Source organism: Streptomyces oceani, from assembly GCF_001751245.1.
Classification (GTDB): Bacteria; Actinomycetota; Actinomycetes; order Streptomycetales; family Streptomycetaceae; genus Streptomyces; species Streptomyces oceani.
The window spans coordinates 1-329 of record NZ_LJGU01000148.1; the positions used below are offsets into that span (position 1 = coordinate 1).

General features: G+C 65.7%; 1 pseudogene. It reads right to left on the minus strand.

Annotated elements, in window-relative coordinates:
• A pseudogene (locus tag AN216_RS21800) lies at positions 1-329 on the minus strand (SDR family NAD(P)-dependent oxidoreductase); the annotation flags it as partial.

Here is a 329-nt window from a genome sequence, read left to right on the forward strand (position 1 = left end):
GGATCAACCACCCCCGAAAGCCGCCCACCCGAAGGCGCCTCCAGCCAGTAGCGCTGGCGTTGGAAGGCATACGTCGGCAGATCCACCAACACCTCGGGCTCACCCCCAGACCGCGGGAGAGCCTTGGACCAATCCACCTCCACACCCCGCGACCACACCTGACCCAACGACGCATACAACCGCCCCAAACCACCCTCACCACGCCGCAACGACCCCACCACCACCACATCCACACCACACACCTCAGCCGACTCCCCCACCGGCACCACCAACACCGGATGCGCACTCGGCTCCACAAACACCCCAAACCCCTCACCCAACAACCCCTC